This window comes from Aquabacterium sp. (assembly GCF_044226965.1).
Classification (GTDB): Bacteria; Pseudomonadota; Gammaproteobacteria; order Burkholderiales; family Burkholderiaceae_C; genus Pseudaquabacterium.
Genome location: NZ_JBGAGA010000040.1, coordinates 19,888 through 46,260, shown reverse-complemented (window position 1 = coordinate 46,260; position 26,373 = coordinate 19,888). Strand labels below are relative to the sequence as shown.

Sequence of the window (26,373 nt, the reverse complement as noted above, 5' to 3'; positions counted from 1 at the left end):
CACGGCAGGGGCGGCCGCTCAGCGCGCCGCGGCGGCGCGCTGCAGCAAGGCCTGCAGTTCATCGCGCACACAGTGGCGCAGCGGCTGCGAAGCCGGGCTCGGGAACTGGCGGGCATCGAAGCCCGCCTTCAAGCGCAGGACCCACAGGCCTGCCGGCAGGCCCTGGGCCTGGGCCGCCATCACCGCGCGCATCTGGCGCTTCAGCAGGTTGCGGGTCACGGCACGACGGGCGTGGCGCTTGGGCACCACGGTGCCAAGCCACCAGCCCTGCGGCGCTGCCACCGGCAAGTCATCCACAGACTGTGGACCAATTGGTGCACCGACTGTGGATAACTGGCTGATAACTGCCTTGGCCGGGGCTTTTCGCGGCGGCACCGAGGGCTTTGCCGCCAGGTGATGGACGGCAAAGTGGGCACTGCGCGAACGCGGCGCCTGGGCCAGCACGCTCTCGAAATCGGCCGTCCGCACGATGCGACCGACCATGTCCGGCAACGTGGCGTCAGCCCCGGGGCGCGGGTCAGACCTGCGACAGGCGCTTGCGACCCTTGGCGCGGCGCGCCGAGATCACTGCACGGCCGCCACGGGTCTTCATGCGAACGAGAAAACCGTGCGTACGGGCACGGCGGACTTTGGACGGCTGGTAGGTGCGCTTCATATGATTTCCTTCGGGGGGTGCCTGACTCAAGGATCCAAGGATCGAGCCCAGGCTTGGAACTCCCCGGAAGCTTTGGGTCGCTTCTTGCCTTTTTAGGGCGTTGGGGAAACCCACTATTAGAGCAAAAAGCCCCTTTAGGGTCAAACACTTGCACCACAAGCTGTGGGCTGGCGCGGGGCTTGACCCTGGGCTTCAAACTGTGGATAACAGCGGTCCTGGCGGCCACGGGGGCCTACAATGCCGCCGCTCTGAGAAGAACTTGTCCACAATGAGCCTAGACCTCTGGCAGCGCGGTTGCGAGCGCCTCGCGATCGAATTGCCCGAACAGCAATTCAACACCTGGATCCGGCCACTGCCCGCCGCCGACATCACCGACGATGGCGACGAGGGCGCGGTGGCGTCGGTGCGCGTGCCCAACCGCTTCAAGCTGGACTGGATCCGCTCGCAGTACGCCCACCGCATCGAAGGTGTCCTCAGCGACCTGGCCGGCAAGCCGGTGCGGCTGGAACTGGTGCTGGCGCCCCGCGAGCCGCTGCCGGCGCGCGGCGCGCTGCCGGCCAACCAGCCCGTGCGTGCCGCCGCGCTGCTGAACGGCCAGGCGCTGGCGGCTTCCACCAGCGTGCGGCCCAGCGGCGCGACGCCGATGGCCAGCGCCGGCGCGATCAACGGCCACCTGCCGCCGGCCGCCCACAGCCATCGGCTGAACACCGCGCTGACCTTCGACACGCTGGTCGCCGGTCGCGCCAACCAGATGGCCCGCACCGCCGCGCTGCATGTCGCCGGCGCGCCGGGGGTCATGTACAACCCCTTGTTCATCTATGGCGGCGTCGGCCTGGGCAAGACGCATCTGATTCATGCGGTCGGCAATGCGCTGCTGAAGGACAAGCCCGATGCCCGCGTGCTGTACCTGCATGCCGAGCAGTTCATCTCCGACGTCGTCAAGAACTACCAGCGCAAGACCTTCGACGAGCTGAAGGCCAAGTACCACAGCCTGGACCTGCTGCTGATCGACGACGTGCAGTTCTTCGCCGGCAAGGACCGCACGCAGGAAGAGTTCTTCAACGCCTTCGAGGCGCTGCTGGCCAAGCGGGCACACATCATCATGACCAGCGACACCTATCCCAAGGGGCTGGTCGACATCGACGAGCGGCTGACCAGTCGCTTCGACGCCGGGCTCACGGTGGCGATCGAGCCGCCCGAGCTCGAGATGCGGGTCGCGATCCTGATCCGCAAGGCGCAGTCCGAGGGGGCGACGATGCCCGAGGACGTGGCCTTCTTCGTCGCCAAGAACGTGCGCGCCAACGTGCGCGAGCTCGAAGGCGCGCTGCGCAAGGTGCTGGCCTACAGCCGCTTCTCGCACAAGGAGATCAACATCGGCCTGGCGCGCGAGGCGCTGAAGGACCTGCTGTCGATCCAGAACCGGCAGATCTCGGTCGAGAACATCCAGAAGACGGTGGCCGACTTCTACAAGATCAAGGTCGCCGACATGTACTCGAAGAAGCGGCCGGCCTCGATCGCCAAGCCGCGGCAGATCGCGATGTACCTGGCCAAGGAGCTGACGCAGAAAAGCCTGCCCGAGATCGGCGAGCTGTTCGGCGGCCGCGACCACACCACCGTGCTGCATGCGGTGCGCAAGATCGGCGGCGACCGCACCAAGGACACCGAGCTGAACCAGCAGCTGCATGTGCTGGAACAAACCCTCAAAGGCTGATGCCGGGCACCCTGCGCGCAACCCTGTGGAGAAGTTTCGAACAACCGCCCCGTCATCCACAGGCCCTGCTGCCGGCGCCGACTTGTTATCGGTCAGCCAGCCTCGTTCCAGGCCTGCCGCCCACAGGGTTCATGCCCGGCTAAACCCTTGAAATTGCAGGCGAAAATAGCGTTCTCCACAGCCCGAGCGGCCCCCTACTAGAACCACCAAGTTCAAAGAGGAAGACATGATTGTTCTGAAAGCTCCACAACAAAAACTGCTCGACGCGCTGCAATCGGTGGCGGGCATCGTGGAGCGCCGGCACACGCTGCCGATCCTGGCCAACGTGCTGCTGCGCAAGACCGGCGGCGACATCGAGCTGACCACCAGCGACCTCGAGATCCAGGTGCGCACCCAGGCTGAGCTGGGGGGCGACGCCGGCAACTTCGCCACCACCGTCGGTGCGCGCAAGCTGATCGACATCCTGCGCACCCTGCCGTCGGACCAGCTGGTGACGCTCACCGCCGCGCAGTCCAAGCTGACGCTGACCGGCGGCAAGAGTCGCTTCACGCTGCAGACCCTGCCGGCCGACGACTTCCCGCTGGTCAACGAGGCGGTGGACTTCGGCCCCAGCTTTGCGGTGCCGCAGAAGACGCTGAAGATGCTGATCAACCAGGTGCACTTCGCGATGGCCGTGCACGATATCCGTTATTACCTGAACGGCATCCTGTTCGTCGCCGAAGGCAAGACGCTGACGCTGGTGGCCACCGACGGCCACCGCCTGGGCCTGGCCCAGGCCACGCTGGAGAACGAGATCCCGAAGCAGGAGGTGATCCTGCCGCGCAAGACCGTGCTCGAGCTGCAGCGGCTGCTGAAGGACGAGGACACCCCGATCGAGATGCGCTTCGCCGGCAACCAGGCCAAGTTCGCGTTCTCGGGCATGGAGTTCGTCACCAAGCTGGTCGAGGGCAAGTTCCCCGACTACAACCGCGTGATCCCGAAGAACCACAAGAACGCGGTCATCCTGGGCCGCCAGCCGCTGCTGGCCAGCCTGCAGCGCGCGGCCATCCTGACCAGCGAGAAGTTCAAGGGCGTGCGGGTCAACCTCGAGCCCGGGCTGATGCGCATCGCCTCCAGCAACTCCGAGCAGGAAGAGGCCAAGGAAGAGATCGAGATCGACTACAACGGCGATGCGATCGAGATCGGCTTCAACGTCACCTACCTGATGGACGTGCTGGCCAACATCAGCCAGGACATGGTGAGGGTCGAGCTGCAGGACAGCAACTCCAGCGCGCTGATCACCGTGCCCGAGCAGACCGGCTTCAAGTACGTGGTCATGCCGATGAGGATTTAGGACCCCCCGGAGCGCCTTCGGCGCCTCCCCCCGAGGGGGCGGACGCCAACGGCCCGGCAGAGCCGGTTCCGTGGTGTCTGCTTGACGAATACGGCGTCCCCGCGGGCGCCGATGAAAGTGGTTCATGAGCGATTCCAACAGTCCCGATCCGAAGCCCGTCGACACCGGCTATGGCGAGGGCAGCATCCAGATCCTCGAAGGCCTGGAGGCCGTGCGCAAGCGGCCGGGCATGTACATCGGCGATACGTCCGACGGCACCGGCCTGCACCACCTGGTGTTCGAGGTGGTCGACAACTCGATCGACGAGGCATTGGCCGGCTTCTGCGACGACATCATCGTCACGATCCATTCCGACAACTCGATCTCCGTCATCGACAACGGCCGCGGCATTCCCACCGGCGTGAAGATGGACGACAAGCACGAGCCCAAGCGCTCGGCGGCCGAGATCGCGCTGACCGAGCTGCACGCCGGGGGCAAGTTCAACCAGAACAGCTACAAGGTGTCCGGCGGCCTGCACGGCGTGGGGGTCTCGTGCGTCAACGCACTGAGCAAGTGGCTGCGCCTGACGGTGCGCCGCGAAGGCCAGGTCCACTTCATCGAGTTCGTCCGGGGCGTGCCGCAGGACCGGGTGCTCGAGGTCCGCGATGGTTTCGAAGTCAGCCCGATGAAGGTCACTGGCGAGACCGAGAAGCGCGGCACCGAAGTGCACTTCCTGCCCGACGAAGAGATCTTCTCCAACATCGACTTCCACTACGACGTGCTGGCCAAGCGCCTGCGCGAGCTCTCGTTCCTGAACAACGGCGTGAAGATCCGCCTGGTCGACGAGCGCAATGCCAAGGAAGACAACTTCGCGTTCGCCGGTGGCGTGAAGGGCTTCGTCGAGTTCATCAACCAGGGCAAGAAGGTGCTGCACCCGAACATCTTCCATGCCATGGGCGACAAGCTCAGCGAGCAGAACACCAACGTCGGCGTCGAAGTGGCGATGCAGTGGAACGACGGCTACAACGAGAGCGTGCTGTGCTTCACCAACAACATCCCGCAGCGTGACGGCGGCACCCACCTGACCGGCCTGCGCGCGGCGATGACGCGGGTCATCAACAAGTACATCGAAGACAACGAGCTGGCCAAGAAGGCCAAGGTCGAGATCGCCGGCGACGACATGCGCGAAGGCCTGGCCTGCGTCATCAGCGTGAAGGTGCCCGAGCCCAAGTTCTCCAGCCAGACCAAGGACAAGCTCGTATCGTCCGAAGTACGCGGCCCTGTGGAGGAAATCGTCTCCAAGCTGCTGACCGACTGGCTGCTGGAGAACCCGCTGGATGCCAAGACCATCTGCGGCAAGATCGTCGAGGCCGCACGCGCCCGTGAGGCTGCTCGCAAGGCACGCGAGATGACGCGCCGCAAGGGCGTGCTCGACGGCATGGGCCTGCCCGGCAAGCTGGCCGATTGCCAGGAGAAGGACCCCGCGCTGTGCGAGATCTACATCGTCGAGGGTGACTCCGCCGGTGGCTCGGCCAAGCAGGGCCGCGACCGCAAGTTCCAGGCGATCCTGCCGCTGCGGGGCAAGATCCTCAACGTCGAGAAGGCGCGCTACGAGAAGCTCTTGTCCAGCGACGCGATCCTGACGCTGATCACCGCTTTGGGCACCGGCATCGGCAGCGAGGACTTCAATGCCGACAAGCTGCGCTACCACCGCATCATCATCATGACCGACGCGGACGTGGACGGCGCCCACATCCGCACGCTGCTGCTGACCTTCTTCTACCGCCAGATGCCCACGCTGGTGGAGCGCGGCCACATCTACATCGCGCAGCCGCCGCTGTACAAGGTGAAGGTCGGCAAGCAGGAGCAGTACCTGAAGGACGGCCACGAGCTGGATGCCTACCTGCTGAAGGTAGCCCTGGACAGCGCCGCCGTGCTGCCCGATGGCGCCGCCGGCGGTCGCCCCGCGCTGAGCGGCGACACGCTCGAGGGCCTGGCGCGCAAGTACGTGCTGGCCAATCACGTGATCGACCGGCTGGGCAACTGGATGGACCTGGAGGCGCTGCGCGCCATCGCCAACGGCCTGACGCTGGACCTGGACGGCGCCGCGCAGGCCGAGGCCAGCGCGGTGGCCATGCAGGCCGCGCTGCACGACGCCGAAGTCGAGGCGCAGTTCGACGAACGCACCGACAAGCACCTGCTGCGCATCAGCCGCCGCCACCACGGCAACATCAAGTCCAGCGTCATCACGCAGGACTTCGTGCACGGCGCCGACTACGCCGCGCTGAAGGAAGCCGGCGTCACCTTCAAGGACCTGCTGGGCGCCGAGGCCATCGTGCGCCGCGGCGAAGGCGAGCGCATGAAGGAACAGAAGGTTGCCGACTTCCGCGCCGCGATGGCCTGGCTGATGGCCCAGGCCGAAAGCGCCGTCGGCCGCCAGCGCTACAAGGGCCTGGGCGAGATGAACCCCGAGCAGCTGTGGGAAACCACGATGGACCCCAACGTCCGCCGGTTGCTGCGCGTGCAGATCGAGGACGCGATCGAGGCCGACCGGGTGTTCACGATGCTGATGGGCGACGAGGTCGAGCCGCGCCGGGATTTCATCGAGAGCAACGCGCTGCGGGCGGCGAATATCGACGTCTAAGGCTGGCCCGCCCGCGTCGCCCATGAAGCGCCGACTCGCGGACCTCGACAGCGCAGTGGCGGTTCAAGCTGCGCTGGATGAGTTCAGGCGGCTCGGTCGGGAGGCCTTTCTGACGCGGTACGGATTTGGCCCCTCGCGTCTCTACTTTGTGATTGACCCGTTGACGGGGATCCAAGCGGATTCAAAGGCCATCGCGGGAGTCGCAGTCGGCTACCAGTTTCCCGAGTCGGGCCCCTTGCGTTCCGAAGATTTCTCCGGCGGGGATGCGACGGTGGCGCCGTTGCTTCAAGCGCTAGGCTTTCGCGTGATTCGCGCCGGCACGGCCTCGTCCGGCGAGGACTGGTCGCGCGATGAGGTGGAACTCATCGTCGCGGACTATCTGTCGATGCTCACGCTGGAGCTGGCGGGTCAGCGGTACAACAAGTCTGCGCACCGTGCACGCTTGCTGGCCCAGCTTCGCAATCGTTCTGCCGGCTCAGTTGAGTTCAAGCACGCCAACATCAGCGCGGTCATGCTCGAGATGGGCTTCCCGTATCTCCGGGGCTACAAGCCGCGCGTCAACTTTCAACGGAGTCTGCTGACCAGCGTGGTCGCTGAGCAGGTGATCCGGCATCGCGTGCTTGATGAAGCGGCGTATTCGGCAGTGCAGCGGCCGGCAGAGCGGCCGCCTGTGGTCGACTTCCATCGTGTTCGAGCCGATGCGCCACAACGCGTCGCGCTCGCCAGCGAGCGACCTTCGCACTACGGACCGACGCCGATCAAGCGCGACTATCTTGAACGGGAATCGCAGAACCGATCGCTCGGACGTGCTGGTGAAGACTTTGCGATGGACTTCGAACGGTGGCGATTGCGTGAGCTGGGCGTTGCTCAACTGGCCGACCAGGTGGAGCATGTGTCCGCTACGCAGGGGGATGGCTTGGGCTACGACATTCGCTCCTTCGAAGTGGATGGGAGTGAGCGCCTGATCGAGGTCAAGACCACCAGCTTTGGCGAGCGGACGCCATTCTTCGTCTCGGCCAATGAAGTTCGCGTGGCCCGTGATCGCAGCGCCCAGTTTCGGCTGTACCGCTTGTTCGACTTCAGATCTTCGCCGCGCCTGTTCGAGTTGGCAGGTCCGATCGAGCGTCATTGCACGCTCGATCCCACCACTTTCCGCGCTAGCTTCTAAGCGCGTCAAAGCTCAGCCCGGCCCGCCGCCCGTCAGGCCGCCCGCTGCGCCCCCACCCACGCATCCATCCGCTCCCATTCGGCCAAGGCCCAATCCGCCTGGCCGCGCCGGTCGCGCGGCACACAGGCGGCCGGCAGCGTGCGCCAGGCCCGGTGCAGGGTCTTCTCGCGCGCCACCGCGCGCCAGAGCGCGGGCACCGTATGCAGGTCGTCGAGGCCGGCGTGCGCCACCACGGCCACGTCCAGGTCGGGCCGGGCGGCCAGCGCGGCCTGCAGGCCCAGTGCGCGGGGCGGCATCAGGTGGCGGATGCGCTCGGCGCGCCGCGCGGCCTGTTCGCGGCCGGCCCGGCGCAGCCGCTCGATGGCGCGGTGGCGCCGGCGCGGGTTGACGTTGCGGCCTTCGGGAAAGATCAGCAGCGCGTCGCCGGCTCCCATGGTCCGTGCGAGTTCGGCGATGCCGGCGCGCTGGCCGCGCGGCTGCGGCGCCGCGGGGTCGACGAAGCGCATCGGCAGCCGATGGAAGACGAGGTCGATCATCGGGTCCCACTGCAGCGTGTGCTTCAGCACGATGCGCGGGCGGCGGCGGGCCACCGTGAACAGCTCGTGGATCATCAGCATCGAATCGCCGGGCCCGGCATGGCGGCTCAGCACCAGCAGCGGTCGCTGGTCGTCGGGCAGCTGCAGCGGCTGGCGCCGCACGGTGAGCGTGAAGAGGCTCGACCCGCAGCGCACCAGCAGGCCGATCACGGTGGCGAACAGCCGGTAGTGGAACGCGACGAAGGCGGGCCGCTGCAGCCGGCGGCCCAGGCCGCTGGCCAGCCAGCTGGCCAGGGCGATCGGCATCACCAGCAGTTCCAGGCCCAGGTAGAGCCAGCCGAAGGCCAGCAGCCGCAAGCCGCGGCGCGGTCCGGGCCAGGCGACGGACAGCAGCGCCGCCAGCGCCAGCGCGATCGGCATCGCGGTGACGAACAGCACCAGCCCCAGCAGCCACAGCAGCGGGTGCAGCACCAGCCTGCGACACCAGCGCGGCGGCAGTGGCAGGCCTGCGGCGAATCGGCCGGACCATCGAACTGCGAAGCTGTTGCGTGGAGTCAATGTGGGTGGCCCGGGTCGGTAAGAGCATGTAAGTGTCAGCCGGCCCTCGACGAGGCCGGTTGATCAAGCCCAATGCCAACGCCGGGCCTGCCTGTCCGATCGTCGAGTTCACTACGAGCCCGCCATGTCCGAGTCTTCCTCCTCTTCGTTCCCCCTGGCGCTGTCGCTGCTGGCCGCGGCCGTGCTGCTTGCCTGTGGCGACGATCCCTCGCGTGGCGCTGGCGAGAAGTTCGTCGCTGCGATCCGCAACGTCGATGCGCAGGCCCGGCCGCTGGCGCCCGGTGCCGCGGCCGCGGCGGCCACCAGCAGCAGCATCACCAACGACCAGGTGTTCGCCTGGGCGCAGCTGACCTATCCGGAGCTGTTCCCCGGCGTGCCGGCCCCCTTCAGCGGCATCGTCTACCAGGGCAAGACCTTCACCGGCCAGGGCTACGCCAACGGCAACTACCTGGCGGTGGCCAACGGCGAGGCCTGGGGCCTGGGCCCGTTCACCAACCAGGTGCTGACGAACTTCGGCAAGGTGCAGAACTATGCCGAGCTGGTGTGCGCGCTGATCGACTGCGGCCGCAGCGGCCCGGCCAACGCCTGCACGATGCCGCAGAACGAAGCGCTGCTGGCCGGCTCGCGCCTGGTGACCACCTACGTGCGCAACACCTTCGTGCCGGCGGCGTCGACGGATGAGTTCACCGGCACCGTGGTGGTCGACGGACCGAGCACCTTCCAGGGCCAGGCGGTGGTGATGATGACCAGCACCACGGCCATCGGTTCGACCCCCGTCGCCGGCAGCGTGAAGACCTACCTGCAGGCCGGCAATGGCGGCCTGGTGCGCACGCTGGGCACCGACACCAGCACCAGCGGCAGTGGCCCGACCACGCGCGTGGTGTTCGACCCCGCGCTGCAGAACAGCGAGTTCACACTGCAGCCGGGGCAGGCGCTGACGAAGACCGCGTCGATGAGCACGACGCAGCTGAACCCCACGCTGCCGGCGGTGGCGAGCACCCGCTCGACGACCTACCGCTTCGAGGCCCGCGAGTCCGTCACCGTGCAGGGCCGCAGCTACGACACCTGCCGCTACCGCGAAGTGCCGGTGGGCGGCGCGACGGTCACCACGCGCTGGAACATCGTGGGTAGCGGCATCCCGGCGCGCATCGAGACGCGCGATGCCGCGTCGGTGCTGCAGCAGCGGGTGGAACTGAAGTCCGGCACGATGAACGGTGCGCCACTGTCGCCCGGGCAGGCCACGCTGGACGTCGCGTCGGCCGAGCGCATGGTGGCCGATTACTCCTATGTGCTGCCGATCTGCAGCCCGGGCGGCACGCCCAAGGCCTTCGGCCCCAGTGCCGCGTCTTATGCGCGTCAGGCACTGGCACTGCGCCAGGCCGCGCGCATCGCGGCGGCGGCGGCCGCGCGGCCGCGCCAGCGGGCGCTGGCCTATGGCGCGACCAAGCCGGCCGACCAGCTGGGCGAATGCGGCGGTCGGCAGACCTACCCGAGCTACGCGAACGCGAATGGCGTGACCACCGCCACGATGCGCTGGGAGAACTACTGCAGCCAGGATGCGGACACCGGCGCCACCACGGTGCTGAACGGCAGCTGGTCCTTCGTCGAGACCACCGGCCCGGGCAGCAGCGGGCCGGTGCGCACGAAGTACGAGGCCAGCTCACCGGCCGGCATCTCGATGGTCAACAAGGACGGCAGCGGCAAGACCATCGGTTCGCAGCTGGTGACGGTGCTGGGCTACCTCAGCACGCCCGGTGTGCCGGGTGGCGATGCCACGGAGTCCAAGCCCGACCGCATGCAGATCGCCGAGCTGCAGATCCGCAACGACCTGAGCGCCAAGACCTACCGGCAGACCGGCTACACGGTGACCAGCTTCACCAATGCCAGCGGCGGCGAGCAGTCCACGATGAGCGGCCGCGGCTACCGCTCCACCGGCTACTACGACCTGACGACCACCAAGCCCATCGTCACCGATGACGACGGCAACTACCTGTCCGGCACGCTGGTGTCCACCGGTGTCGGCGGCGAGGCGGTGGTCATCACGCTGGTGCCGGGCAAGGAGATGCAGGGCACGATGACGGTCAACGGCACGCCGGTCACCAGCGCGCCCGCCTGCAAGTAGGCCGGGGCCGGCCGGGGCTCGCCGCATGATCTTCCTGCGCAATGTGCTGCGGGCGCGCGGCCGCAGCCTGATGACGGTGATCGGCATCGCCAGCGGCATCGCGCTGTTCACCGCGATCACCGCGATCACGAGCGACCTGCAGTCGCAGATCGATGGCGCGGTGGCCAGCTACCGCGCCGAGCTCGTCATCAGCGAGCGGCGCGCCACCTCGCCGATGTCCTCGCGCGTGCCCGGGCCGCTGATGGACCAGCTGGTGGCCGAGTTCGGCGAAGACCTCTCGCCGCTGCTGATGGGCACGCTCAACGAGGCCTGGAATCCCTATGCGCTGATCGTTGGTGCGCAGGGGCGTTTCGTGCGCCGCATACCGCTGGTGCGGGGCGAGCCCTTCGTGCCGGGCCAGGCGCAGGTGCTGATCGGCGAGCTCGGCGCGCAACGCCTGGGGCTGTCGCCGGGGCAGACGGTGCAGGTGGGTGGGCGCGATTTCCGCATCACCGGCATCTTCCGCACCGGCAGCCGCATCTTCGACAGCGCGCTGCTGACCGACCTGGACCAGGCGCGGCGCCTGCTGGCACGCGATGGTGCCGCCAGCCACTACACGCTGGCCGCGCTGCACGTGGGCCTGGGCCGCTCCACCGACGAGGTGATGCGCCAGGTCAACGCGCGTTACCCGGCGCTGAAGGCGGTGCCCGGCACCGAGCTGTCGGGCAGCCTGCGGCTGATCCGCATCGTGCGCGCCTTCGTCGGCACGATCTCGGTGATCGCGATCTTCGGCACCTGCGTCGTGCTGACGAACACGATGCTGATGGCGGTGGCCGAGCGCACGCGCGAGATCGGCATCCTGATGACGGTGGGCTGGACCCCCGCGATGGTGCTGCGCATGTTGCTGGCCGAGAGCCTGCTGCTGTGCCTGCTGGGCGGCCTGCTCGGCGATGGCTTCGCGATCGGCATCCTGCATGCGGTGAACCGCCTGCCCTCGGTGGGCTTCGGCTGGATACCGGTCGACCTGTCCTTCACGCTGGTCGGCCTGTCGCTGCTGATGGCGCTGGGGGTCGCGCTGGCCGCGCTGCTGTGGCCGGCGCTGGTGGTGCTGCGCCTGCAGCCGCTGGCGGCGCTGCGCCATGAATGAGGCCACCGGTTCGCCGCTGCTGCGCGTCGAAGGCGTGAGCCGCCGCTTTGCCGACGGCGACGTGCAGGCGCTGGACGGCGTGTCGTTCAGCGCCTCGGCCGGCGAGACCCTCGCGCTGACCGGCCCGTCGGGCTGCGGCAAGAGCACGCTGCTGTCGCTGATCGGCCTTCTCGACCAGCCGGACCGCGGCCGCATCCTGATCGGCGGGCAGGACCTGGCCCGCGTGCGCCAGGCCAGCGCGTTCCGCGCGCGCCACCTGGGCTTCGTGTTCCAGTACCACCACATGGTGCCGACGATGACGCTGCAGGAAAACGTCGAGGCGCCGATGCTGGCGCTGGGCCTGCCGCGTGCGGCGCGGCGCGACCGTGCGGCCGAACTGCTGCAGGCCGTGGGGCTGGCGCCGCGCGCGGGCTTCCTGCCGCGCCATGTGTCCGGCGGCGAGCGCCAGCGCGCCGCGGTGGCGCGGGCGTTGGCGAACCGGCCGGCCATCGTGCTGGCCGACGAGCCCACCGGCAGCCTGGACAGCCGCAACGGCCAGCGCGTGGTGGAGCTGCTGATCACCCAGGCCCGGGCCGAAGGCGCGCTGGTGCTGGTGGCCAGCCACAACCCCGAGGTGGCGGCGGCGCTGCAGCGGCGCATTGCGCTGCGCGACGGTGTTTGCGTGGCCGACGACCGCGAGCGGCTGCGGCCGGCGCCGCCTCAGGGCCTGGCCAGCGTCTTCTCCAGCACCGTCAGGTAGGTCTGCACCTCGCCGGCCAGCGCGTGGTCCGGGTAGCGCGCCAGCAGCGCGCGCAGGATCTTCTGCGCCTTGTCGTGCTGGCGTGCGTATTCGCTCATCAGGCGCGCGCCGAGGAAGAAGGCCGCGGGAATGGCGGGGTGTTCCGGGAAGCGCCTGTCGAAGCCCTGCAGCAGCTTGACCGCCAGCGCATGCTCGCCCTGCTTGCTGGCGGCGTTGGCGGCCTCCAGCACCGCATGGCCGTCCTGCGGCGTGAAGTCGGGGTCGAGGGCCTGCAGCGTGCGCAGCGCGGCCAGCGTCTCGCGCGACTGGCCGGCCTGGCCCAGCGCGGCCAGCCATTGCTGGCCGTGGCGCAGCGTGGCGTCGTTGTCGCCCTGGCGCGCATGCAGCCGGTGCAGCTGCGTGTTGAGCTTCGGGTCGAGCCGGGCGTAGCGCATCTCGTCCTTCACCACGTCGATGGCGTCGGCGATGCGGCCTTCGTGCACCAGCGCGTGTACGCGGCGCTCGAACGGGTCCTTGGGCTCGGCCTGGCGCAGCGCGGCATGGGTGTTGCCGGCACGCGCGATGCCTTGCGCGCCACCGGCGCGGTGGTGGGCGGCGAAGTCGACCTCCACCGCCATGTTGATTTCGCGGTGGTACTGGTACAGCGCATAGCCCAGCAGCGCGCACAGCACCAGGCCGAGGTAGCTGGCCAGGCCCAGCTCGAGCGCGAAGCGCAGCGGTGCCGGCAGGCTGGCGCCGGCACTGAGCACCAGCTGGCGCATGCCGGCGATCGCGATGAAGAAGCCCCACAGCGCGAAGTAGGCGCCGCCCATCTTGCGTATGAAGAACAGCATCTGCGCCGGGTTCAGCGCGCGGAAGAACGCGTCCTCCAGCGCGATGACGATGGTGGCCGAGGGCAGCAGCAGGCTCAACGCCGCCATCACCGCCCAGTACCAGGCCGGCAGCACGCGGTACCACAGCGGGTCCGCGTACGTCGGGCGATAGGACGCCAGGATCTCGGTCCGGCTCGGGCCGGGTTCGGCCGCCGCCGCCTCCTGCGGTTCGGCCATGGCGCGCGCCATCTCGGCCAGCTCGCCGGCATGGGTCGCGCGGTAGCGCTGCACGATGCGGTCCTGCACCTGCGGGTCGCGCGCGATGCGGGCATCGACCAGCGCATTGCCGAGCGCGCCGCCGATCAGCACGTACAGCACCACCACCAGGCCCAGCTTGGCCGGGCGCTTCTCGGGACCCCACAGCGTGTAGTCGGGCGATTCGCCTTCGAAGCGGCCCTTGGCGAACAGCTCCAGCACGTTGAAGCCGTAGCGCAGCCCCAGGTACACCAGCGTGCCCTTGAACAGCAGGCCGAAGGCGCCGAACACCAGCCCGGCCAGCGCGCCGGCGGCGGTGAGGCAGACCAGGAACACCAGCGGCCCCGGCCGCAGCGGGAAGGCCAGGAAGAAGGGCAGGCGCTGCCAGAAAGGCGCGATGCGCGCGGCCGGCGACGGCGCACGCGACGGCAGATCGGCGTCGGTGTCGCCGGCCAGGGTGTCGCTCATTCGGTCCTCCCGGGGGTCTGCAGTCGCCGGTCGCATGCCGGCGTCCTGACTGCTGGGGTGGCGCAGCATAACGCGGGACCTGCGTGGCCAGGCGTCCTGCCCGTCGCGCCTCGGTAGCGCCCCGGCCGCGCCGTGACCGGGCTGTGGTGCAATGCCATGGCCCACCCCACGACGACACGATGTTCGGCCTGTTCAAACGCCCCAAGACCGTGAGGCAAGGTCCGCCCCCTGGCACCCTGCCCTTGCTGGACGACCTGGTGTCCGAGTTCCGGCCGGTGACGCGGCGCCAGCGGCTGGCGATCGTCGCGGTGGCGCTGGTCACCGTGGTGACGCTGTGGCTGCTGCTGCTGTTCCGGCCGGGCGGCCATCCGCGGGTGTTTCCGCCGGCGCCGCCGGCGTCCTCCTCGCTGCCCTGCCCGCCGGGCCAGGCCAGCGGCTGCGTCGGCGGGCAGGCGGATGTGCTGCTGTTGCCGGCGGCGCCTGCTTCGGCGGCGCGGTGAGCGTTCAGCCCTGGGTGAGTTGCTGCTGAATCAGCGACACCAGGGCCGCCGGCCCGGTGAGGCTCAGGCCGACGTATGTTTCAGCTTCCAGCCGCATCGGACAGCCCCTGAGCTGGAAGTCCATCGACTCGAGTTCCTGAGAGCCGCCCAGCGCCCAAGCCGCCGCATTCGGCGAGGTGGCGCCCAGCGAGCGCAGCACCGCCAGCACGCGCACACGCAGCGCGTCGTCGAACTCGTCGCCCAGCACCCGCGTGGTCACGGTGGCATCGTTGTCCAGCGCCATGGCACGATTCTCCGGTAGAAGGCGGGCCCACTCAGAAGCCGAGATCCTTGCCCCCGGCGCGGCCAGCGGATTCGATGATCTGTTCCCAGGTCTTGCCTTGCTCGCGCAGCCAGTCCACGGTGGGTCCCAGTTTGTCACCGTACCTGTCGAGGTTGCGCTGATAGATCTCCGCCAGCTTTTCCGGTGGCGTCAGCGACTTGTACTTCTCTCCGATGGCGCGACGCTCCGCATGCAGCGCGCGAGCGACTTCTTCCGGCGACTGCCCGGCGTCGAGCATGGCCTGTCCCTTGCTGCGCAGGCGAGCCACCTCGTCGACATACGCTTGCCGCAGCGGCGGCAGGTCCTTCGGCGCCGGCTCTTCGGGCGGCGGCTTGGGCCGGGGCGGAGGCTCCACGGGTTCAAGCGGCTCCACCGGCCGGGTGGGTCGGCTCTTCGACGCCGGCGGCTCTGGCGGCGCCTCCGGCGGCGGCTTGCCGCGGCCGATGCGGCCGCGCGCGACCCTGACCAGCAGCGCGATGAAGGCCGCCACGCCGATCACTGCGATCGCGCGGGCCAGGTGCCCGGCCGCTTCGTCGAGTTCTGCCGGCGTGGTGGCGCCGGCGGCGAGGCTCAGGAAGCTGCCGATCTCGCCGGCGACGTCGAAGGCCGCCATGCCCAGCATCGCGATGCCGCCGATCAGCAGCAGGATGTCCACCGCCTCGCCAACGCCGAAGGCATGCGAGCCGGCCCACACCACCAGCGTGCCGGCCATGATGCCCAGGCTCTTGGGGCTGAGCAGCGCGAGGAATTCATGCTGCAGGTGCGAGGGCAGCTTGGGCGCGGTGCGGCGCAGCGCTTCGGCGAACTTGCGCTCCAGCGGCCAGTCCGCCACGGTTTCGGCCGCGGGTGGCAGCGCGGCCAGCAGCAGCGACTCCGGCGTGCTGGCTGCTGTCCGGGTGGCCACAGCCTGGGTGGCCGCTACCAGTGCAGCCGCCTGCCATGCCGCCTGCGCCGCGGCGCTGGCTTCGTCGCGGCAGAGGTGGAACCAGGTCTTGGGCCCGACCACACCATCGGCGGCCAGCTGGTGCGTCCGCTGGAAGTCCTGTACCGCACGCCGAGTCAGCGGGCCGAACAGGCCGTCGAGCACCAGCAAGGGCGCCGGCGCGGCCAGCAGGTTGATCCGCCGCTGCAGAAGAACCACCGCGCTGCCGCTGCTGCCCTCGGCCAGCCGCGGGTAGGCACGGGCCAGCGAAGGCCTGCGGGCCGGCGTGCGGAACACGCGCGGCGGCCCTGCGGAAGCCGGCCACGCCGCCACGCTGCCCTGGTGCGTGATGCCCGGAGCGGGCATGCGCAGGCGTGCCATCGTCCCGTCGTTCAGCGACGCGGCGGGATCGTGGTGGGCCGCCAGGGGCCCGGGCTTGCTCGAACCGGCCATCGGGAACGCACCTGCTCGCGGGCGAAGAAAGCCGATTGCAGCTTACCCTGTGGCCGGAGGCCGGCGCACTGCGCTACGCTGGGCCAGCTCATCCATCGGAAGGACAGTTCGCAATGTTCCGCACCGCCGTTGCCGGCAGCCTGCCCAAGCCCGCCTGGCTGGCCGAGACCCAGACCCTGTGGCCGAAGTGGCAGGCCAGCGGCGAGGCACTGGCGCAGGCCAAGCTCGACGCCACGCTGCTGTGGATCAAGACGCAGGAGGACGCCGGCCTGTCGGTCATCGGCGACGGCGAGCAGTCGCGCCAGCACTTCGTGCACGGCTTCCTCGAGAAGGTGGCCGGCATCGACTTCGAGCACAAGGTCGAGATGGGCATCCGCAACGACCGCTACAAGGCCATGGTGCCGCAGGTGGTGGGGCCGCTGTCGCTGACCGGCCGCGTGCACGAGGCCGAGGCGCGGCTGCTGCGCGCGCACACGCCGCGGCGCATCAAGTTCACCTTGCCGGGCCCGATGACCATCGTCGACACCGTGGCCGACCGCCACTACGGCGACCGCGTCAAGCTGGCCTTCGCCTTTGCCGAGCTGCTGAACCAGGAGGCGCGCGCGCTGGAAGCCGATGGCGTGGACATCGTGCAGTTCGACGAGCCGGCCTTCAATGTCTACATGGCCGAGGCCGCCGACTGGGGCGTGCGGGCGCTCGAGCGTGCGGCCGAGGGCCTGCGCTGCACGACCGCCGTGCACATCTGCTACGGCTACGGCATCGAGGCCAACCTGGCCTGGAAGAAGACGCTGGGCGAGGAATGGCGCCAGTACGAGCAGATCCTGCCCGCGCTGGCGGCCAGCCGCATCGACCAGGTGAGCCTGGAGTGCATCCACTCGCGCGTGCCGCCCGAGCTGATGGCGCTGCTGAAGGACACCGAGGTGATGGTCGGCGTGATCGACGTCGCCAGCGACGTGGTGGAAACGCCCGAGGAAGTGGCCGACACCATCGGCCGCGCGCTGCAGCACGTGCCGCGCGAACGGCTGATCGCCTGCACCAACTGCGGCATGGCGCCGATGAACCGGCAGGTGGCCGAGGCCAAGCTGCGTGCGCTGGCCGCGGGCGCGGCGCTGGCCGACGCGCGCTACGGCTGAAGGCGCGGCTCGCCGCGGGGCTGCATGGCCGGCCGTACAGCCCGGGCCGGCGCGGCCGACAATACCGAGGTGAAGTCCCGGCCTGTCCCCTGAGCGATGAACACCGCCTTGCTGCCGCCATCGGACGCCGCGGAGGGGCCCGACCCGAGCGCGCCGCTGGCGCAGCTGATGGGCCTGTTCCGCAGCGGGCAGTACGCCGAGGTCGTGCAGCAGGCCCCGGCGCTGCTGGCGCGGCTGGCCGCCGCCGGGCGGGACACCGAGCGCCGCGACCTGCTGTACGTGCTGGTGCTGAGCGCCTGCGAATCGGCGCATTTCGATGTTGCGATCGAATCGGCGCAGGCCCTGGGCGACCTGGCGGCGCGCGAGGGCGCGCCCGGGCCGCTGCTGCAGGCGGCCTTCGCGCTCGGCGTTGCGCTGGAGCGCCTGGGCGATGCCTGGCAGGCCGAGCGGGTGCTGGCCGAGGCCCTGGCCACGCCCGGGCTGCAGGCGCCGCTGCGCGAGCGCATGGTGGCGCTGAACGGGCTGTGCGCCATCACGATCGGCGTGTTCCACCGCCTGCGCGATGTCGAGGACGCCGCCGCGCAGCGCGCGGTGCTCGAGCGCGCGCGCCTGTTCGCGCTGCAGGCGCGCGAGCTGCTGCGCCAGTTGCCGGACCCGGCCTACGAGGTGACGATCACCGGCAACCTCGGCGAGGTGCTGCTGCACCTGGGCGAGCGCGACGAGGCGCACGCGCTGCTGCAGGCCGCGCTGACGCAGGCGCGTGAGCGCGGCTTCCAGGCGCATGTGTGGCGCATTGCCTGCACACTGGGCGAATGGCAGCTGGCCAGCGGCGACGCGGCCGGTGCGCGCCAGGCGATGCAGGCGCTGCTGGCGACGCTGGATGCTGCCGCGCCGCCGCAGACGGTGATCCGTGCCCACCAGGCCGCCTACCGGGCCTGCCGGGCGCTCGGCCTGTACCACGAGGCCCTGCTGCACTTCGAGGCGGCCGAGCACCTGGAGCGCCGGCGCGTCACCGCGCAGCTGCGCGCGCAGTCGCAGCTCTTCGTCACCCGCAGCGAGGCCGAGCACGCGTTGATCGAGGCGCGGCGCCAGCGCGCGCTGGCCACCGAGCTGGCCGAGCGCGCCGAGCGCGACCCGCTCACCGGCCTGGGCAACCGGCGCCACCTGGACCGCCGCTTCGTCGAGCTGCTGGCCGAGGCCGAGCGCCAGCACAAGCCGCTGGTGGTGGCGGTGATGGACCTGGACCACTTCAAGCAGATCAACGACCGCCACGGCCATGCCGCGGGCGACCAGGTGCTGGTGGCGCTGGCGCCGCTGCTGCGCGAGAACATGCGCGCCGGCGATGCGCTGGCCCGCGTGGGCGGCGAGGAGTTCGTCGCGGTGTTCGCCGACACGCCGACGCAGCGCGCCGCGGACATCTGCGAACGGCTGCGCGAGCGCCTGGCGCAGCAGCGCTGGGCCGGCCTGCCCGAAGCCCAGCCCGTCACCCTGAGCATCGGCCTGGCGGGCGCGCCGCCCTACGACCGCATCGAGCTGATGCGCCGCGCCGATGCCGCGCTGTACGAGGCCAAGCGGCGCGGGCGCGACCAGGTCTGCGTGGGCTGAATGACCGTCTTCAGGCCGGGATGTACTCGAAGCCGGTGTCCGCCAGACCCACCAAGGTGGCGCTGCCAACATTCAGTGGCGAGTGGCAGGCCAGCGCACAGAGTGCCGCGGTGCTGTAGGCGCCGCTGTCCAGCCAGCCGGTGAAAAGGTCGATTTCCGCGGACGTCCCCGCGTGTCCGACCACGTTCTGGTAGACGCGTTCGACGATGGCGCGATGGCTGTTGCCGCCGGGCTGCAGCGTGAAGAACGGACTGGCCACCGCTGCGGCCACGAGCTCGTCGTAGCTCAGGCCGCCATCCAGGGCCTTCAGGCCGATGCCCACGAGGTCGGCCCGCTGCAGCCAGGCACTGCCGAACAGCCCGCGCAGGATCTGCGCCACCTGGCCGGCGTGCTGGTCGGCGGCCGTGTCGAAGGCCAGGCCTCGGTCGGCAAACTGCAGGCGTTCGATGCTGTGCAGTTCGTCGACGTTCACGCCCGTGCCGGTGCCCTTGTCGGTCACGCGCCAGCCGTCATCGGTGCGTTGCCAGGTGTAGTTGGCACGGCCCTTCTCGAACACGGCCGTGTCCACCCCCGCACCGCCATCGATCAGGTCGGGACCGCCACGACCTTGCAGGAAGTCGTCGCCGCGGCCGCCGCTGAGTTGGTTGGCCAGCTCGTTGCCGGCGAGCGTGTCGTTGCCGTCCCCGCCGTAGGCCCGTTCGATGGACGTGCCGCCGGAGATCTGCAGGCTGCCGCCGCCGATCTGGCTGCGCGCCAGCGGGGCGAGATCGATCTTCACGCCCAAAGTCGTCGCCGCGGCGTTCAGCGTGTCGTCCCCCTCGTGATCGGTCAGGATCGTGCGCAGCGGGTCGGCGGCGGCCACGGCCCCGAACTCGTCGGTGAAGACGTAGGTGTTGTCGGTCGATGGTGCAGCGCCGAAGAAGTCCAGCGACCAGTCGGCGAGCGAGCCGCCGGTGCTGCTGCTATCGTGGAAGTGCAGCGTCCAGCGGCCGTCCGCTTGTTCGCCCAGATCGAGGACGGTCGAGAACGTGAAGTCGATCTGCGGACCCGCAACACTGGCCCCGCCGGCCAGAAAGCTGTCCTGCACACCGAGGGCGGCTTCGCTCAACAAGACGCTTTGGGTGCCTGATGGCGATTCGAGCCAGACATTCAGCTTGCCTGGCGTGGCATGGGTCAGGTGCAGTGTCACCTCGACCCGCTCGATCGTCAGCGTAGCGCCCTGCACCAGCAGCGAATCGATCGTCGAACCGAAGGGTGCAAGTTTCAGCGGCGTCATGCGCCCGGCGTCCTGGTGCAGGGTCTGCTCGTTGGCCGAGGTCTGCGACGTGGCGTGCCAGCTTTCGGCAAGACGGACGGCAGCACGGGCATCGACCATGCCAAAGCCGATCGCGCCGATGGTGTCGTAGTGCAGGCCGCCGCCGTTCCAGTCGTCCGCGCCATTGATCGACCACTCGGTCCGCGATATTCCCAGCTCGGGGATCGGGTAGTGGTAGTCGGTTTGGTGTGTCGAGTACGCGAGCAGCTTCTCGAGGTCGCGCCAACCCAGCATCGGATTGGCCTGCAGCATCAGCGCGACAATACCGGCCACGGTGGGTGCGGCCGATGCGGTGTCTGTGCCATAGAGCGCGGTGCCGGCAGCGCTCGACACGGTGGTGCGGATGTCGGTGCCGTCCGCCTGGCCGCCCGTCGGTGCGGCCAGCAGGACGTTCGATCCTGAACTGGTACCAGCCACGTTGAGCAGGCGGTCCAGCGCACCGACCATCACTACATGGCGGTCGTTGGCGAGGTTGTCCAGATTGACATTGAGGTTCTTGCCGCCAAGCGGGACGCCTGTGACAACGATGGTGCCGCGCCCGTCGCGGCCCTCGGCACCCAACCGGTCCAGGGCCTGGTCGATGGCCGACCAGCCGGGCTTCGAGAAGTTGATCAGGAACCCACTCATCGTGGGCTCGAAGATGGAATGGGACCAGCGACCCCATCCGCTGAGCAGCACGTCTGCCGACAGAGCGGCATGAAGCGCTTGGACCAACTCGTCCGCGGGCTGCACGTTCCAGGCGCCGTAGGGCACCAGCGACATCAGTGTGGCATCCGGTGCCACTCCGACCGTGCCCAACCCGTTGCGGCCTGCCGCCACCACGCCGGCCATACGGGTACCCAGAGCGCCGGACCCAGCGCCGGTCGTCGCCACCGGAAGACCTGACGCGTCGATGACGCGGCCGCTCAGATCCGGATGTTGCCCGTCGATGCCATCGGCCAGTACGGCCACGATCACGCCCTTGCCGGTGGCGTCTGCCCAGGCCGGCAGCACATCAGCGCCGACATTCGGAAAGAGTGGCCATTGCCGCGCGGCCAGCGGGTCCTGGGGCAGCAGCCCGAGTCGGATCAGGTCATCGTCGTGGATCGTCAGCGTGACCTTGGCGGCGGGCTGGTAAATGCTGTACGTCAGCGCCACGGTGATCTGTTCATCGCCCTCGACGGCGTTGTCGTCGACCACCGGGATCGTCCAGTCGAACGAGCGGGTTCCCGCGGGCACGACCAGCGTCCACCCATTGGTGTCGAGCAGGAAGTCCGCACCCGGCCGGGCGATCTGCCAGCCGCTGAAGTAGAAGCTGACCGGGGTGGGTGAAAGCTGCTTGTTGCCCAGGTCGAGGTGCACGTGCAGCACACCATCGGACTCCAGCGCCTCGGCGCTGGCATCGCTGATGCGCAGTGGCAAAGAGCGGGTCACGAAGGGACGCGAGAGCGTTGCGGCCAAGGGGTTGCCGCTCAAGTCCGTGACCGACCCGGGCTCGAACTCGACGGTGAAGTGAGTGCCGCTCTCGAGCGCCATGCCCGGCGCGAGGGTCACCTGCCGGCCTTCGATGCGCACCTGGCTGCTGGTCGCGGGGACGAAACTGGCCACCACCTTGCCGGTATCGTCGCGCAGCAGGATGCGGCCGTTGCTGGCCTTGATCGCTTCGTCGAAGCCGAAGGTCAATGTCGCATTGTCGGGAGCAACGCCACCACTGCTGGCCTCCCCCGCCGGGAAGCTCAGCAATTGGGGCGCTTTGTGATCCCCGAAGGCGGTGGCATCGAATTCGCCGTCGTCGAAGACCAGTGTCTCGACGTTGCGCAGCCGCGCAGTGCTGCCGTAGAGCCTGACCAGCAATTCACCAGTGTCGGGATCGACGCTGAACGTCGCGTCAGCCCGCTTGCCGTCGAAGATGGCGCTGTCGTGGCCTGCGCCACCGTCGATGCGGTCGTTGCCGCCGCTGCCCTGGATGTCGTTGTCCTCGGCAGAGCCGATCAGCGTGTCGTCGTAGCGTGAACCGATGACCGACTCGATGGACAGCAGGCGGTCGTTGCCAGCGGCACCGCTCGCTCGCTGTTCGGCCAGGTTGACCGTGACCGCGCCCGGGGTCATCAGGTATACCGCGGTGTCGTCGCCGGATCCGCCATCGAGCAGATCGTCGCCCGCGCCCCCATTGAGCAGGTCGTCGCCTTCATGGCCCAGCAGGCTGTCGTTGCCGGGGCCTCCGTTGAGGCCATCGTGGCCGCTGCTGCCGGTGACCACGAGGCCAGCAGCGGGGTAGGCCGTGCGCTCCAGCGTGAGCACGTAGCTCGCTGCGCCGGGCTCCGCCAGGCCCAGCCCCAGCAGCAGGTCTTCGCCGCTGCCCAGCCAGAAGCCGAGCACCGCGTCGCTTCCCGGGGGCGCGGCGGACCCGCCAAAGCGCTCCTGGTAGGAGCCATAGGGACTGAACAGGGCGATCAGCAGCTCGGACTGCGCGAGTGTCCAGTCGTCGGCTGGGGCATTGGCCGCGTCATTGGACAGGGTGATGCGGTAGTAGCCCGGCGTCGAGGCGTCGATCTCGTACAGATCGACTTCATCGTCAACGGCCAGGCTGCCGAACGCCAGCGTGGCCAGATCAAGCCGGAAGCTCGCCAGGTCTGACGGGCTGTCGATCCCCTGGCTGAGTTCATCGGCCGTGCTGGCCGAGCCGTTCAAACGTGACATGAACCCTCCCTCGTGGCGGGCTCAGCGCTGGCCCGCAGCATGGCGTCGAGTGTCGCTCACGCCGCTGCTGCCGGCGATGCGCGCCGGGCCACCGATCCGAGGGAGGCCAGCGCCGCGTCAGCGCGGCTGCTTGACGATGCGCAGGTAGCGCTTGGGCGCCTTCCAGCCGTCGGGGAACAGCTTCTTCGCGTCCTCGTCGGAGTTGCGGCCGGTGGTCATCGGGTAGCTCACAGCAGCAGCTTGATCTTCTTGTCCGGGCCGATGATGAAGGCCGAGCGTACGGTGGCGTTGGTGGCTGCGGTGCGGCCGTCGGCGCCGCCGGCCTCGCCGGCGGGCAGCATGTTGTAGAGCTTGGCCACCGCGAGGTGGGTGTCGCCGATCATCGGGTCCTTGACCGTCGCTCCCTGGGTCTCCTCGATGTCGGCGACCCAGTTGCTGTGGTTGTCCACCGGGTCGACCGACAGGCCGATGAGCTTGCACTTGCGCCGGGTGAACTCGGGCTCGATCTTGGCCAGGTAGCCGAGCTCGGTGGTGCACACCGGGGTGAAGTCCTTCGGGTGCGAGAACAGGCAGGCCCAGCGGTCGCCGATCCACTCGTGGAAGCGGATGGTGCCGTGCGTGGTGTTGGCGGTGAAGTCGGGGGCGGTGTCGTTGATGCCTTGCGCGTTCAGCGCGCGTCGAGCGTCGGATCGATCAGGAACTTGTGGCCGGTGCTGCGTTGCCCGTAGGCGCGGATCGCGTCCAGCTGCAGCGCGCCGGCCAGTGACACCACCTGCGTGTAGTGGCTGGCGAAGGTGGTCTTCAGCTCCGCCGCCACGCGCTGCTTCAGCGCCTGCGCGCCGGCCGGGCCGATCTTCTGCAGGAACGGGAACAGCAGCCAGCCGCCCATGCCCCAGCTCATGCCGAAGCTGCGGCTGAACTCGGTCGGGCCGGTGTCGAGGCCGCCGTACAGGTAGACCTGCTTGTGCACCGACGAGCCATAGCGGCTGTAGTCGGTGGCCTGGCGGTTGATTGCCGCTTCCATGCAGGCCAGGATCTGGCCGGCGAGCTTGCCGCCGCCGATGGCGTCGAAGGCCAGCGTGGCGCCGGTGGCGGCCAGCGCGTCGGTCAGTGCGGGCAGGAAGTCGGGCGCGCTGCTGTCGACCACCTGGCGTGCGCCGGCCGCGCGCAGCAAGGCCGCCTGCTCGGGCTTGCGCACGATGTTGACCAGGCCGATGCCGTCCTGCAGGCAGATGCGGTTGAGCATCTGGCCCAGGTTCGACGCAGCCGCGGTGTGCGCCAGCGCGGTGTGCCCCTCGCGCTTCATCGTCTCGACCATGCCCAGCGCGGTGAGCGGGTTCACGAAGCAGGAGGCGCCTTCGGCCGCGCTGGCGCCTTCGGGCAGCGCCAGGCATTGCGCCACCGGCAGGCAGCGGTACTGCGCATACATCGCGCCGCCCAGGCCCGCCACGCGGCGGCCCAGCAGCGCCTGTGCGGCGGGGGACGTGCCGGCGGCCACCACCGTGCCGGCGCCCTCGTTGCCCACCGGCATCGACTGCCCGGCGCGGCCGGCCATCGCGCGCATCAGCGCCGCGGGCACCTGGGCCGTGATGACCGGCTGCGCCGCGCTGCCGCCCTGCACCGCGGTGGCCATGTCGGCGGCGCCGAACAGCAGGCCGATGTCCGACGGATTGATCGGCGTGGCCTCGACGCGGATCAGCACCTCGTCCGGGCCCGGGCTCGGCGTGGGCACCCGGGCCAGCGAGAGTTCGAGCCGGCCCTCGGGCGTCACCAGCGAGCGCAGCTGCAGGCCGTGGTCGGGAATCGTGTCGCGCATCGCGTCTCCTCGTGTCGTCCTGGCGGGAAGCGGCGGCCTGCGGGCCGCCAGGTCACAGACGGTACACGCGCTGCGCGGTGGCGCTGAACAGTGCGGTCTTTTCGGCGTCGGACGCACCCTGGGCCAGGCGCCTGAACGCGTTCCACAGCACCGCATAGCCGGTGCCGATCTTGTCGACCGGGAAGTTGCTTTCGAACAGGCAGCGCCCGGCGCCAAAGGCCTCGACGCAGGTCTCGATCCACGGCCGCCAGGCGTCGGCCAGCTCGGCCGACGTGGGCGGCCGTTCGCGGCGATGGAAGTCGAAGGGCCCGGTGCGCATGCCCAGGCCGCCGAGCTTGACGCAGACGTTCGGGCAGCGCGCCAGCGCGGCGATGTGCTGGCGCCATGACGCGAACACCGCGTCGTGCCGGCCGGCGTAGGGCCCGACGCCCAGCGGCCCGCCGACATGGTTGAGCACGATCGTGGTGTCCGAGAAGGCCTGCGCCAGCGCGATGAGCTCGGGCAGCTGCGGGTGGAACTGCCAGGCCTCGAAGCTGAGCCCGAGCGGGGCCAGCTGCGCGAAGCCGGCACGGAAGGCCGGCAGCGCGTACAGGCCCGGCGGCGGCTGCGTGTGCGCGTTGTGGATGTCCGGGCTGGCCTCCCACGCGCCGGCATGGCGGATGCCGCGAAAGCGGCCGTCACCGGCCGCGAGGTGGGCCTGCAGCACCTCGCGCACGGCCGCGCCCAGCGTCAGGTCGGCGAAGCCGACGATGCCGGCGCAGGCGCGGGTGCCACCGGCAGCCTCGGCCTGCCTGGCGATGGCGGCGGCGAACTCGGTTTCGCCGACCGGGCGCAGCGCGGCCGGCCCCTCGCTGCGGTAGCCGGACAGGCATTCCACATGCACCGTGGCGATCACGCGGTGGCCGCTGCCGGTGTCGGCCAGCAGCTCGGGCAGCCCGTAGCGGTGGCCCGGGTGGTCCCACAGGTGGTGGTGCGCGTCGACGATCGGAAGCGCCGGCTCGAGGATGGGCTCCGGCGCCTGCAGCGACAGCCACTCGGGCCGCGGCCGGCCGGCGGCGCGGACCGCGCCGGGCGACTTCGGCGGGGCGCTGATGGGCGCTTCACTCATGGGCGCCGGCGCGTCAGGGCCGCTCGAAGCAGGGCCCCAGCGCGCGGATCTCCACCGTGCACCATTCGGCGGCCGGGCAGGCCGCGGCGATTTCCAGCGCCTCGGCCTCGGTCACGTCCTTCAGCAGGAAGAAGCCGCCGACCATTTCCTTGGTCTCGGCGAAGGGGCCGTCGACCACGCTGCGCTGGCCGTTGCGCACCTGCAGCCGCTTGGCGTCGCCATGGCCGGCGAGCGACTGCGTGGCCTGCAGCACGCCGCGCGCCTGCAGTTCGGCGGCGAAATCGAGCATGCGCTGGTAGACCTGCTGTCCGGCTTCCAGGCCGCGTTCGCGGCGCTGCTCGATCGGCTCGATCATCAACAAGGCATAGGACATGGCGCACCCGCGGCGGCAAAGATGCCGATGCTACTGGCCGC

19 protein-coding genes and 2 pseudogenes are annotated in these 26,373 nt (G+C 69.6%); 10 read left to right on the top strand and 11 right to left on the bottom strand.

All coding sequences use genetic code 11. From position 1 onward, the window contains the following. Nucleotides 1–18: 18 nt before the first annotated feature. Together ACILR4_RS17920 and rpmH are read right to left on the bottom strand one after the other, a co-directional pair. The gene (locus tag ACILR4_RS17920) at nucleotides 19–483 is read right to left on the bottom strand and encodes a ribonuclease P protein component (protein ID WP_395702232.1); all 465 of its coding nucleotides are present in this window, start codon (nucleotides 481–483) and stop codon (nucleotides 19–21) included. A gap of 34 nt (nucleotides 484–517) precedes the next feature. Beyond that, nucleotides 518–655, bottom strand: a complete 138-nt coding sequence (gene rpmH / locus ACILR4_RS17915) for a 50S ribosomal protein L34 (protein WP_395702226.1) — start codon at nucleotides 653–655, stop codon at nucleotides 518–520. Nucleotides 656–923: 268 nt separating this feature from the next. Here rpmH and dnaA point away from each other — a divergent pair, with 268 nt between their 5' ends. From dnaA to ACILR4_RS17895, 4 genes and pseudogenes are all read left to right on the top strand, one after another. Continuing rightward, entirely contained in the window at nucleotides 924–2,366 is a 1,443-nt protein-coding gene (gene dnaA, locus ACILR4_RS17910; protein ID WP_395702225.1) for a chromosomal replication initiator protein DnaA, read from the top strand. Nucleotides 2,367–2,592: 226 nt separating this feature from the next. Then, nucleotides 2,593–3,699, top strand: coding sequence for a DNA polymerase III subunit beta (gene dnaN, locus ACILR4_RS17905; protein WP_395702224.1), 1,107 nt, complete (start codon nucleotides 2,593–2,595; stop codon nucleotides 3,697–3,699). Between the two features lie 169 nt (nucleotides 3,700–3,868). Continuing rightward, a pseudogene (gyrB, locus tag ACILR4_RS17900) lies at nucleotides 3,869–6,322 on the top strand (DNA topoisomerase (ATP-hydrolyzing) subunit B); the annotation flags it as partial. A gap of 22 nt (nucleotides 6,323–6,344) precedes the next feature. Beyond that, the gene (locus tag ACILR4_RS17895; protein ID WP_395702222.1) at nucleotides 6,345–7,490 is read left to right on the top strand and encodes a DUF3883 domain-containing protein; all 1,146 of its coding nucleotides are present in this window, start codon (nucleotides 6,345–6,347) and stop codon (nucleotides 7,488–7,490) included. Between the two features lie 32 nt (nucleotides 7,491–7,522). On the opposite strand, the gene ACILR4_RS17890 is transcribed toward ACILR4_RS17895, so the two are convergent. Next, on the bottom strand, nucleotides 7,523–8,497 hold the full coding sequence (locus tag ACILR4_RS17890) for a 1-acyl-sn-glycerol-3-phosphate acyltransferase (protein ID WP_395702221.1): 975 nt from the start codon (nucleotides 8,495–8,497) through the stop codon (nucleotides 7,523–7,525). A gap of 211 nt (nucleotides 8,498–8,708) precedes the next feature. Here ACILR4_RS17890 and ACILR4_RS17885 point away from each other — a divergent pair, with 211 nt between their 5' ends. Genes ACILR4_RS17885 through ACILR4_RS17875 form a run of 3 tightly spaced genes read left to right on the top strand, consistent with a single transcriptional unit; the run spans nucleotide 8,709 to nucleotide 12,571 of the window. Next, nucleotides 8,709–10,706 (top strand): hypothetical protein, encoded by a 1,998-nt coding sequence (locus tag ACILR4_RS17885; RefSeq protein WP_395702220.1) that lies wholly within the window; start codon nucleotides 8,709–8,711, stop codon nucleotides 10,704–10,706. A 25-nt stretch (nucleotides 10,707–10,731) separates the two neighbouring features. Beyond that, entirely contained in the window at nucleotides 10,732–11,832 is a 1,101-nt protein-coding gene (locus ACILR4_RS17880) for an ABC transporter permease (protein WP_395702219.1), read from the top strand. Beyond that, nucleotides 11,825–12,571: an ABC transporter ATP-binding protein gene (locus ACILR4_RS17875; protein ID WP_395702218.1), complete on the top strand. Its 747-nt coding sequence runs from the start codon at nucleotides 11,825–11,827 to the stop codon at nucleotides 12,569–12,571. The genes ACILR4_RS17880 and ACILR4_RS17875 overlap by 8 nt, the downstream gene beginning before the upstream one ends. Here ACILR4_RS17875 and ACILR4_RS17870 read toward each other — a convergent pair. Beyond that, a complete protein-coding gene (locus tag ACILR4_RS17870) occupies nucleotides 12,532–14,106 on the bottom strand; it encodes a tol-pal system YbgF family protein (protein ID WP_395702217.1) in 1,575 nt (524 codons plus the stop codon). The genes ACILR4_RS17875 and ACILR4_RS17870 overlap by 40 nt on opposite strands. A gap of 179 nt (nucleotides 14,107–14,285) precedes the next feature. On the opposite strand from ACILR4_RS17870, the gene ACILR4_RS17865 reads away from it, so the two are divergent. Continuing rightward, complete coding sequence (locus ACILR4_RS17865) at nucleotides 14,286–14,606, top strand: hypothetical protein (protein ID WP_395702216.1); 321 nt, start codon at nucleotides 14,286–14,288, stop codon at nucleotides 14,604–14,606. Nucleotides 14,607–14,610: 4 nt separating this feature from the next. Here the strand turns inward: ACILR4_RS17865 and ACILR4_RS17860 are convergent, their stop codons facing one another. Next, the gene (locus ACILR4_RS17860) at nucleotides 14,611–14,889 is read right to left on the bottom strand and encodes a hypothetical protein (protein ID WP_395702215.1); all 279 of its coding nucleotides are present in this window, start codon (nucleotides 14,887–14,889) and stop codon (nucleotides 14,611–14,613) included. 31 nt (nucleotides 14,890–14,920) lie between these two features. Continuing rightward, nucleotides 14,921–16,303: a peptidoglycan-binding protein gene (locus tag ACILR4_RS17855; RefSeq protein ID WP_395702214.1), complete on the bottom strand. Its 1,383-nt coding sequence runs from the start codon at nucleotides 16,301–16,303 to the stop codon at nucleotides 14,921–14,923. Nucleotides 16,304–16,416: 113 nt separating this feature from the next. Here ACILR4_RS17855 and ACILR4_RS17850 point away from each other — a divergent pair, with 113 nt between their 5' ends. Both ACILR4_RS17850 and ACILR4_RS17845 read left to right on the top strand, forming a co-directional pair. Further along, the gene (locus ACILR4_RS17850; RefSeq protein WP_395702213.1) at nucleotides 16,417–17,436 is read left to right on the top strand and encodes a methionine synthase; all 1,020 of its coding nucleotides are present in this window, start codon (nucleotides 16,417–16,419) and stop codon (nucleotides 17,434–17,436) included. Between the two features lie 96 nt (nucleotides 17,437–17,532). Next, nucleotides 17,533–19,041, top strand: coding sequence for a diguanylate cyclase (locus ACILR4_RS17845; RefSeq protein WP_395702212.1), 1,509 nt, complete (start codon nucleotides 17,533–17,535; stop codon nucleotides 19,039–19,041). Between the two features lie 10 nt (nucleotides 19,042–19,051). On the opposite strand, the gene ACILR4_RS17840 is transcribed toward ACILR4_RS17845, so the two are convergent. The 5 genes and pseudogenes from ACILR4_RS17840 to ACILR4_RS17820 form a co-directional block, all read right to left on the bottom strand. Beyond that, entirely contained in the window at nucleotides 19,052–23,035 is a 3,984-nt protein-coding gene (locus ACILR4_RS17840) for a S8 family serine peptidase (protein ID WP_395702211.1), read from the bottom strand. A gap of 117 nt (nucleotides 23,036–23,152) precedes the next feature. Then, nucleotides 23,153–23,691 (bottom strand): annotated as a pseudogene (locus tag ACILR4_RS17835) (redoxin domain-containing protein). A gap of 11 nt (nucleotides 23,692–23,702) precedes the next feature. Next, nucleotides 23,703–24,851: a zinc-binding dehydrogenase gene (locus ACILR4_RS17830; protein ID WP_395702210.1), complete on the bottom strand. Its 1,149-nt coding sequence runs from the start codon at nucleotides 24,849–24,851 to the stop codon at nucleotides 23,703–23,705. Between the two features lie 52 nt (nucleotides 24,852–24,903). Further along, a complete protein-coding gene (locus tag ACILR4_RS17825; RefSeq protein ID WP_395702209.1) occupies nucleotides 24,904–25,959 on the bottom strand; it encodes an amidohydrolase family protein in 1,056 nt (351 codons plus the stop codon). Nucleotides 25,960–25,972: 13 nt separating this feature from the next. Then, complete coding sequence (locus tag ACILR4_RS17820) at nucleotides 25,973–26,332, bottom strand: YciI family protein (RefSeq protein ID WP_395702208.1); 360 nt, start codon at nucleotides 26,330–26,332, stop codon at nucleotides 25,973–25,975. Nucleotides 26,333–26,373 lie beyond the last annotated feature (41 nt).